This window comes from Micromonospora sp. CB01531 (assembly GCF_001905095.1).
Taxonomy (GTDB): Bacteria; Actinomycetota; Actinomycetes; order Mycobacteriales; family Micromonosporaceae; genus Micromonospora.
The window spans coordinates 24,751-34,628 of sequence record NZ_LWLS01000121.1; the positions used below are offsets into that span (position 1 = coordinate 24,751).

The following is a 9,878-nucleotide window of genomic DNA, read 5'->3' on the forward strand; positions in this document are numbered from 1 at the left end:
TACGCTCCTCATGCCGGCCGGCGTACCAACGACACGCCCAGCAGCTCGGCCCGCACCGACCCGTCCGCGGCGAGGAACGCGATGTCGCAGTCGGCGGAGTCGGGGCGGACATCCCGGGCTCTCACCACGCACATGGTCCTGCCCTCGTACAACCCGGCCTGGTAGGCGCGGTACTCCGAGACGCCCATCGGCAACGACGCGCCGCCGAGCACCCGCTCGCCCCACAACAGTGCGAGTTGCAGGCCGCCGTCGACCGCCGCGGGGTCGGTGTGCCAACCATCACCGGCCCAGCCCATGTCGCCCACACCGGCCAGGACCGCGGCGGCGCCGGACGCGGACACACCCTCGACGCGGTGGATCGCCTGGAACCACGGCCCGTGGAAGAGCACGCCGCCGCCGTAGATGCGCCGGGGTACCGGGTGCAGGTCGTCCGGTACCTCCCAGCGGAGCGGCCGCCCGTCGTTGCATGCGGCCTGCGCGCGGTAGTGCCGAGAGTCGTTGTCCCCCAACAGCTCCAAGGCGAGGGACACCGAGCCGTCGCGGCTGCCCTGCACGGTCAGCCGGTCGCCGCCGTTGCTGAAGCGCTGCAGCCCGGCCCGGCGCAGCACCCGCACATCACGGATGAGCGCCGGCCCGCCCGGCAGCCACGCCTTGGCCGCCGCGGTGAACCACTCCAACACCAGAGCCACCGGTACCACCGGGATGCCGTCGATACCGTGGTCGGCGAGGTACGGGTGCGAGCTGGAGTTGAGCCGGATCTCGCCGCGCGCAGGACGTGCGGCGGCGCCATAGATGGGACCGGCATCACCCGCGGCGATGACCACGTGGGTGTCGCTGGACGTGCCGGCAAGCTCCGCGACGAACGCCTGCGCGCCCTGCGCGACCGGGATCAGCGGAAAGCCCTGCCGGTGGAAGTGCTCGGCCAGCGCGGGGCCGACCATGCCGCCCTCCCACGGCCCCCACGCGATCGACGCGACCCGAAGCCCGGGCCGGCTCGCGTGCTGGGCGTGTGCCACGTGGTTGAGCACCTCGTTGGCCATCGCGTAGTCGCACTGGCCCGGGTTGCCGATGTGGGCGGAGACCGAGGAGAACAGGCACAATACCGTCAGCGGATCCTCGGCGGTCGCGTCGAGCAGCGCCCGCAGCCCGCGTACCTTCGTGTCGAAGACCCGGTCGAACTGCTCGTCGGTTTTGTCGGCGATGAGCTTGTCGGCTAGGACCCCGGCACCGTGAACGATCCCGGTGATCGGTCCCCACGCCGCCCGTACCTCCTCGACGGCGAGGCGCACAGCCGTGTCGTCGCGGATGTCGACCGGCAGGTACCAGACCTGTGCGCCGGCGGCCGACATCGCGTCCAGGTTGGCCGCGATCTCGCGGGCCGCAAGGATGTGCGCGACCTCGGTGTTGAGCTGTGCCGGCGTGGGCGGGCGGCCGGTCGTCCGCGTGGTGTGCTCGGCGACCGCGCGCCTTAGCTCGGCCTCCTCGGTGACGCCGGACAGGTACGCCGGCTCGTTGCCGAGCTGGGTGCGGCCGAGCACGACAAGCTTGGGCCGGACCGCGCGCGCCAGAGCCTTCAGCGCCTCGGCCGTGACCCCCCGCGCGCCGCCCGTCGCCACGATCAGCGAGTCGGGCTCAACAAGGTTGCCGGCACCGGGTTCGCGCGGAGCGACGACAGCCTCGATCGTGGTACGGGTGCCGTCCGCACGCAGCCCCACGTCGAGCGCGGACCCGCCGGTGAGGAGCTCGTGGACGATCGCGCCGGCGATCGCCGCCGGATGCCGGTCGCCGCGCTCGCAGTCGATCGCCTTCACCGACGCCGACGGCCATTCCCGCGCGGCCGTACGGGCCAGCCCCGCGATGCCACCGAGCCACGCCCGCGCCGGGTCACCGCCCCGGCTGCCGAAGTCGCCACCGGTGTCCTGCACGGTGACGAACACCCCGCCGCGCTCGGCAACGGCCGGGGCGACGGTACGGGCGACCGCGAACGCCCGCCGCTGGACGGCGAGCGCCTCGTCCACGTCCTGGACGTCGGCCAGCCCGCCGAGGTACACCACGGCGTGGTTGTCGACCACCACATCGGCGCGCGCCTCGGCCGCGATGCCGTGCGCCCGCAGGCGGGTGACCACGTGCTCGGCGGTACCGTTCCCGTCGTCCGTGACGACGACCGGACCCTTGCCCAGACCCGGCAGCGCGAAGCCGGGCGCCGAGGCTGGCACGACCCGCACGGCGTGCCGGGTCAGACCGTCCTCCGGCGATACCGCCGGGATGGCCGGTGCCGGCTGGCGGCCGTTGAGCTGTGTGATGATCTCGCCGAGGGTGCGGAGTTTTGCCAGTTGCATGGGGTCGAGGTCGGGGAGGTTGGGTTCGGCGCGACGGATGGCGGCGAGGATCTCGACGCGTTTGATGGAGTCGATGCCGAGGTCGGCTTCGAGGTCCATGTGGGGTTCGAGCATGTCGACCGGGTAGCCGGTCTTGTCGGCGACCGTGGTCAGTACAAGGCTCTCCAGGTCGGTCGCCTCCGGGGTGCCCGGGTCTGGCTGCGCGACCGGTGCGGCCGGTTGGCGGCCGTTGAGTTGTGTGATGATCTCGCCGAGGGTGCGGAGTTTTGCCAGTTGCATGGGGTCGAGGTCGGGGAGGTTGGGTTCGGCGCGACGGATGGCGGCGAGGATCTCGACGCGTTTGATGGAGTCGATGCCGAGGTCGGCTTCGAGGTCCATGTGGGGTTCGAGCATGTCGACCGGGTAGCCGGTCTTGTCGGCGACCGTGGTCAGTACAAGGCTTTGCAAGCCGGCCGGTGCGGGCGCGGGCACCGGCACGGCGTCCGCGCGGGGAACCGGCGCGGGCTCGGCAACGACGACGGGATCGGGCAGGACGGGAACCGGCGCAATAGCGGGCGGCGCGGCGGGGGCGTCGACGGGCGGGTACGGCTTGCCGAAGTTGGCACCCGAGAGCATGGTGGTCATCCGTGGCTTCTGCTCGTCCGAAGGAGGTACGGGAGGCGCGTGGTCCGCCCACAGCGCGTCGAAGTTCACGCCGACGCCGGCGACCGCGAGCCGGCCCAGCGCCTCGTGCAGCGCGGTCACCCCGTTGCGGCCTTTGCGGTCCAGGCTCACCGCGAGGTGCGGGCGGCCGCCGAGGATCCGGTCGACCAGCGCGGTCAACGTCGACCCGGCGCCGATCTCGACGAAGGTGCGAACGCCGGCGGCGTACATGGCCTCGACCTCGTCCACGAACCGGACCGGCGCCGCGAGGTGAGTCGCCAGCCGTTGCCGCACCCCGTCCGGCGACGCGGGGTACGGGGCCGCGTCGGCGTTGCCGTATACCGGTATCCGGGGTGAGCCGACGGGCATCGACCGTAGGTATTCCGCGAGAGACGCGGAGGCCGGTTCGACGAGCGGCGAGTGGAACGCCGTGGCGGTCTGCAGCCGCCGGCCGGTGATCCCGGCCGCGGAAAGCCGGCCCTCGACGGCGGTGATCCCGTCGGCCGCGCCCGACACGACTACCTGGTCCGGCGCGTTGTGGTTGGCGATCCACACGTCCGCGAGGCCGTCGAGCAGGGCCTCGATGACCGCGCGCGGGGCCGACACCGCGAGCATCGCACCGCGGACGGAAGCCGCGTCGCGCATCGCCGCGCCGCGCCGGCGAGCCAGGCGTACCAAGGCTTCCGCGTCAAAGGCTCCCGCCGCGTGCAGCGCGACCAACTCGCCGAAGCTGTGCCCCGCCAGCACGTCCGGGCGGACCCCCAGAGCATCGAGCAGGCCGAGCGCGGCCAGGCTCGCCACGGCGAGCGCCGGCTGCGCCAACTCCGTCGCCGTGAGGGCCTGCTGCTGCGCGGCCCGCTCCTCGTCGGAGAAGGCCGGCACGGGGAAGACGGCGGAGTGCACCGCGAAGTCCAGCCCGGCGGCCCGGTCCCACGCCCGCCGCGCCACCGGGTACTCCATCGCCAGGTCCGCGCCCATCCCGACGTACTGGCTGCCCTGCCCGGAGAACAGGAACGCGACCTTCCCCGCCGGCGGAGCACCGGTGGCGTAGCTGACGCCCGAAGGAGACGTGAAGGACGCACCAGGGGAGGCGGCGATGGCGGTGACGGCCGCGCGCAGCTTCGCCACGAGGTCCTCGACGTCCGACGCGACGACCGCCAGTCGAGCCCCGTCGCCCGGTGCGAATTCCCGCTGCGACGCGCGGGCGATGTCCGGCAGCGACCGCGACGTGCCGACCGTGGACACCCGGTCGACGAGCCCCTGCGGGGTCGGTGCGCTCAGGAGTACCAGCTCGGTAGGTGCCGTCCGGACCCGGAACGGGCCTCCCGGCACGTACTCCTCGAGCGTCAGGTGGAAGTTGCTGCCACCGAAGCCGAAGCTGGACACCGACGCGCGGCGGGGGTGCCGGTCGTCGCGGATCCACGGCCGGGCCACCGTGTTGAGGTACAGCGGGCTGTTGCCCAGATCCAGCTTGCGGTTGGGCCGCTCGACCTTGATGGTCGGTGGCAGCAGCTTGTGGTGCAGGGCGAGCACGGCCTTGAGCAGACCGGCTGCGCCGGCCGCCGACTTCGTGTGGCCAATCTGCGACTTGACCGAGCCGAGCGCGCACCACTGGCTGTCCTGCCGGCCGCCGGCCGAGAAGACGGCACGCAGCGCGGTGAATTCCGCCAGGTCCCCGGCGAGGGTACCGGTGCCATGTGCCTCCACGAGCTCGACCGTCTCCGGCCCGTACCCCGCCGACTCATATGCCCTGCGCAACGCGCGGGACTGCCCGTCGGCCAGCGGCGCGTAGATGGCGGTGCTCCGCCCGTCCGAGGCGCTTCCCATCCCCTTGAGCACCGCGTAGATTCCGTCCCCGTCGCGCTCGGCGTCGGCCAGGCGCTTGAGCGCGAACATGACTAGGCCCTCGCCGAGGATCGTCCCGTCAGCCTGGTCGGAGAAGGGCTTGCAGTCACCGGACGGGGACAGCGCGGGGGTCTTGCTGAAGCACATATACATGGTGATGTCGTTGAGCGTGTCCACGCCGCCGGTGATGACCATGTCGGCCTGGCCGAGGGTGAGCTCGTTGACCCCGGCCGTGAGCGCCGCCAGCGAGCTGGCACAGGCGGCGTCGGTCGTGTAGTTCGTCCCGTGCAGGTCGAACCGATTCGCGATGCGACCCGCGACGACGTTGCTCAGCAGGCCGGGAAACGATGCCTCCTGCCACGGCACGTAGTGCGCGGCGATCCGCTCGCAGATGGCATCGGCGGACTCCTCCGGGATACCGCTGTCCAGCAACGCTTTGCGCCATACCGGCCGCTGCAGCCGGCTGGCCATCGTGGCGAGCAGCTCCAGCGGCGCGGTACCGAGGATGACGCTGACGCGCTCGCGATCCAGCTGCGCCAGGCTCCCGCCGGTCGCGTCCCTCAGGACCCGGTCGGCGACGATGAGGCTCAGCAGCTGGGTGGTATCGATGGCGGAGAGCTGGTTCGGGGGGATCCCGTATGCCATCGGGTCGAACGCCACCGGGTCGAGGAACGCACCCCGCCGCCCGTACGTTTTGTCGGGCGCCGTCGGATCCGGGTCGTAGTAGTCGTCGACGAGCCAGTGTGTCGGCGGTACACCTTTGATGAGATCCCGGCCGGACACGACGCAGCGCCAGAAGTCGTCGACGCCAGGCGATCCGGGGAGCAGGGCGCCGAGGCCAATCACGGCAATCGGCACATTCGCACCAGACATCGCGACACCTCGTCAGGTCAGGTTGCGCGGCGTGAAAGTGAACGCCTGCGCGGGAACGGGTACGCCGTACGTGCGCAGCTGGTGGGTGCGGGTGATGACCGCCGCGCCCTCGAGAAGGTTCCGGGCAACCTGCACGACGGTACGGTTCGCGGGCTCGGCGAGGAACGTGCCCGCGGTCCACCGGTTGAACGAGCCCATCGCCGGGCCGCACCAGATCTGGTAGTCGACGCGGCGGTCCGGGGTCCCTGCGATGGCCCAGCGGCTGGCGTTGCCGAGGTACCAGCGGAATACCAGCGCCATCTTGTGCCTCGGGTCGGCCTCGGCTAGCTCGATCTGGGACGGGTCCCGGTCGCGCCAGAACGCTTCGGTGGCAGACCAGATCGACGCCACCGGCGCCCGCAGGATCTCCCGCTCCAGCCGCTCACGCCGCAGCGACGGGATCGCGTCGAGGCTCGGGTACGTGCGGTACAACTCGTAGAGCTGGGACGCGCGCGCGGCGAACATGGTGCCCCGCTTCAGCACCTGGAGCCTGACGCCCAGCTCGAACATGTCGGCAGCCGGTGCCATGGCGACGTCGGCAACGTCGGCCTGCGCCAGCATCGCCTTCGCCTCTGCGGACAGGCCCGCCTCCACGCACGCCTGGTTAACCGACCCGGTCACGACGTACGCCGCGCCGAGGCCGAACGCGCCAGCCACCGCCTGGGGAGTGCCGAGCCCACCGGCCGCGCCGATGCGGACCGGCCGGGCGTACCCGTGCTCCCGGACGATGCCGTCGCGCAGCCCGAGGATCGTCGGGAGCAGAGCCACCAGCGGCCGGTTGTCGGTATGCCCGCCGCTGTCGGATTCCACCGTGATGTCCTCGGCCACCGGTACCCGCGCGGCGAGGTCCGCCTCGGACTCGGTGATCTGCCCGCGGTCGAGCAGCGTGCGCAGCAGCTCCGGCGGGGCCGGCGACATGAACCGCGCGGCGACCTCCGGCCGGGACACCTTCGCGAAGACCCTGGTGCGACGGACGACCCGGCCCCCGGCCTCGGCACGCAGACCGGCGACCGCGCACCGTATGACCGCCGGGGTCAGGCCCATGAACGCCGACGCCGACACGATCGGTACCCCGCGCCGGATCGACACGTCGGCGACCCGCTCCTCGATCGCCGGCTCGTTCGGCGAGTGGATAAGGTTCACGCCCCAATTCGGCCGATCACCGATCGTCGCGACGAGCTCGTCGACCGCGGCCTCGACGCGGGCCGGGGAGAGCCCGGCGGCGCCGAAGAAGCCGAGCATCTCGGCGCGGGCCATCGCGACGACCATCGTGGTGGTGGCGATCCCGTTGGCCATCTCGCCTACCACGTATGGGAACCGAACCTGGTGCGTCTCGCAGAACGCGCGGTCGCCGAGCCATTCCGGGTACAGCGGCGCGAGCGTACCGACGAGCTCGTGCCCGTCGACGGGCCGGAGGGACACCCCGCCGCGCACGACGTACACCGTCTCGCGTACCTGGGCCGCGATCCGGGCCACGCCCTCGGGATCGAAGGCCGGCTGGGCCACGGGAGCGTCGCGGTCTGGACCGATTGCGGTCGTCGTCGCGGTCATCGTTCCTCCCAAGTTGTGGCTGCCCTCACTTACGGAGCCCCGCACGGCAAGGTTCGAACTAAGCCTGAATCTCCGCGTGTCACGAACGTCGAGAGGAGCACCTACGACGTCACCGCTCGGTTAAGGGGGTTCCCGCGGTTGTCGACCTAGTCGGCATGAGTGCTCAGGAGTGCGGCCGACCGCGCCGTACGCGCGCACCGCAAGTGCCTCAAAGACCGCCCGCACACGAAGCCGTCACACAACCTGCCCCACCAACCGGCAGTCGCGACGGTCGCCGCGTCGAATAACCCGGCAACGGCATGCCCAGGGTCAACGTCCTGCATGGCAAGGGCATCTGGACCACGGCGATCAGAAGGCGCTGAACGTCGATGGCAAGACCATGCGCCGCTATCTCGGCGCGGGAACCCCGGGCAAGTTGATCACCGGGGCTGGCGGGTCTTCCGCCAGCATTGGGGTGTTCGGGGTTTATGGCCGAAGCAGCGGATGCTGCAAAGGAGGGGTTGAACCCCGGGGGTTCAGGCGCCGTAGAACGTGTGTCGCTGTGTTTCCCGTCGCAGCGGCTGGTGGCAGCGGTTGTCCACTGTCCGGCGCAGACCGCTGCCACCACCCTCATGCCGGTCGGGGTCGCGGTCGCGGGCTAGCGGTGGTATGTGTCGTGGGTTCCGCCGTTTGCCTGTCTGGGATGTGGCGGCCGCGACCCGCGACCCGGGCGGTGTTGGTGCTGGCTGGCTGGCGCGGGTGGCGGCCTTGACTAGCAGTTCCTCGATGCTGGTGGCGCGGGCGAAGCGGCGTACCGTCGAGCGGTCCAGGTCGAGTTGGCGGCTGATCGCCGACGGCGAGGCGCCGTTGGTCAGCAGTTGCTGCACGGCGGCGTAGCGCTCTCGGGTACGGATCACCAGGAGTCGTTTGCTGGACATGCTCGTGAGGTCAGCCGACCCCCATCAACTTCGTAGAGCCCGTATGCCGCTGGACGATATGAGCGTCGGGTGGGCCGACCTCAGCAGGGTTGGCCCACCCGACGCGTGCAGTCCTGCCGCCCGGTCGGTGCGGGTGTTGCATTCGTTCCATCGCAGCATTCAGGCTATCCGGATCGCCGCGTCAGAAGTCATCGGCCGCGCGGTCCGGGCGAACGCCTGGACGACTATTTCTCGGGTAGGTCGAAAGCAACTGGTAGGTCTTGCGATGTCATCGATCGGATCAGGACTGAGTCGCGTACCACCACGCGTCTTGGCCTCCGTTGGCCGTCGTGCCGCGTGTGTAGACCTTCCAACCCGGGTTGCTCGAGGCGGAGGCCGCGAAGCTACCCATCCAGAACGTGCTCGAAGAGGTGTTGAACATACCCCTCACCTCGATCTGGTAGGTGCCCGCAGGGATGTCCCACTTGCCACAGCTACCCGGCGCAACTCGGTAAGAGCTCAAATACGTGCCGGTGTACTCCAGGTAGGACCAGTAGTTGCCCTGTGAACAGAGCTGTACCCGGCCCTGTCCCATCGCTGCGGCAGCGGGCCCAGCCGTGGCGACGACCGTCCCCGCAGTGAGCGTTGCCGCCGCAGCAACACCGATAGCCGCCTTCTTGAGGATGGCATTGACGCCCATTCTCACTCCCTTCTCTGCCTGAGCCGTCACGTGATGCCCAGACCTGGCGTCGCTGGTTGGGGCTGGACCTTTGTCCCCAGATCAGAGCCAGGATGGCCATCGATCCGGTCAAGCGGTCTCGCGATCTCGCGGTCTCGCCTGAGCACCCACTACCGGGTGACGTATGGAACGTCCGGATTGTTCAATCAGCCGCCAAGACCGGCCTCAACAGGGCTCGGCGTGCCACCGCTGCGGCCATGCTGTCAGTTCCTCGTGCGTGCGTTCCGGCAGCAGGATCTCTAGAATTCCAGCCTGGTGCCGAGCGCGGCGGACATCTCGGCGTTCCAATTGGACAGGGCCAGCACGGCGGGGGCGTCTCCGCCGCACACCGCCCGGTGCGGCGCTTCAGGAGTACAGCTTGGCCCGCGCTACAGCGCCGCGCGCCATCGCGGTGATGGTGGATTGGTACTCCAAGTCACTTGATCTTCTGGCCGGCGTTGTGACCGAGTGCGCTGGTAGTGGGATCGCCGGGCTCGGGCTTGGGATGTTCGTCGCCAGATTGACCAGTGCAGGGTGTGTGCTGGTGGTAGTGGCAGGGTGAGGACGAAGGCGTTGAGGAGTCGGCGGATTTCGTCGACGGTCAACGCGATGATCTCCGGGTCGGCGTCGGGCTGTTCGGCGGTGGTGGCGGCAAGGACGGTCAGGATGGCCAGGGCGAGCATGGCCAGGGTGATGAAGCGGTGCCAGCCGGTCCAGCCACGAACCTGGTAGTGGTCCAGGCCGACCTGGCCTTTACCGGTCTGGAACAACTCCTCGATGCTCCAGCGTGAACCGGCCACGCGGACGAGGGTATGCAGCGGCGCCGGGCGCGGTGACCAGCACAGGTAGAACGCCAGCTCGCCGGTGGTGCGATTGCGGCGGATGAGCAGCCACCGATGCTCATTCGGCCGGGTGGCGGTGGTGATCCAGGCCCACAGGTAGCTTGGGATCTAGCGGTCCTCGCAACACCCAGAC

The 9,878-nt window shown here is 70.3% G+C and carries 4 protein-coding genes and 1 pseudogene; all 5 read right to left on the reverse strand.

Annotated elements, in window-relative coordinates; translation table 11 throughout:
• Window positions 1-8: 8 nt before the first annotated feature.
• Entirely contained in the window at window positions 9-5,699 is a 5,691-nt protein-coding gene (locus A6A27_RS37070; RefSeq protein ID WP_073839327.1) for a type I polyketide synthase, read from the reverse strand.
• Between the two features lie 12 nt (window positions 5,700-5,711).
• Complete coding sequence (locus tag A6A27_RS37075) at window positions 5,712-7,289, reverse strand: PfaD family polyunsaturated fatty acid/polyketide biosynthesis protein (RefSeq protein WP_073839328.1); 1,578 nt, start codon at window positions 7,287-7,289, stop codon at window positions 5,712-5,714.
• Window positions 7,290-7,804: 515 nt separating this feature from the next.
• Window positions 7,805-8,206, reverse strand: a complete 402-nt coding sequence (locus A6A27_RS45410) for a helix-turn-helix domain-containing protein (protein WP_073839329.1) — start codon at window positions 8,204-8,206, stop codon at window positions 7,805-7,807.
• 280 nt (window positions 8,207-8,486) lie between these two features.
• Window positions 8,487-8,885: a hypothetical protein gene (locus A6A27_RS37085; protein ID WP_073839330.1), complete on the reverse strand. Its 399-nt coding sequence runs from the start codon at window positions 8,883-8,885 to the stop codon at window positions 8,487-8,489.
• Between the two features lie 407 nt (window positions 8,886-9,292).
• A pseudogene (locus tag A6A27_RS37090) lies at window positions 9,293-9,715 on the reverse strand (hypothetical protein); the annotation flags it as partial.
• Between the last annotated feature and the right edge of the window lie 163 nt (window positions 9,716-9,878).

What these genes read in the sequence shown, in the direction of transcription:
- A6A27_RS45410 (WP_073839329.1), bottom strand. Translation starts at nt 8,206, where the DNA reads ATGTCCAGCAAACGACTCCTGGTGATCCGTACCCGAGAGCGCTACGCC.
- A6A27_RS37070 (WP_073839327.1), bottom strand. Translation starts at nt 5,699, where the DNA reads ATGTCTGGTGCGAATGTGCCGATTGCCGTGATTGGCCTCGGCGCCCTG.
- A6A27_RS37085 (WP_073839330.1), bottom strand. Translation starts at nt 8,885, where the DNA reads ATGGGCGTCAATGCCATCCTCAAGAAGGCGGCTATCGGTGTTGCTGCG.
- A6A27_RS37075 (WP_073839328.1), bottom strand. Translation starts at nt 7,289, where the DNA reads ATGACCGCGACGACGACCGCAATCGGTCCAGACCGCGACGCTCCCGTG.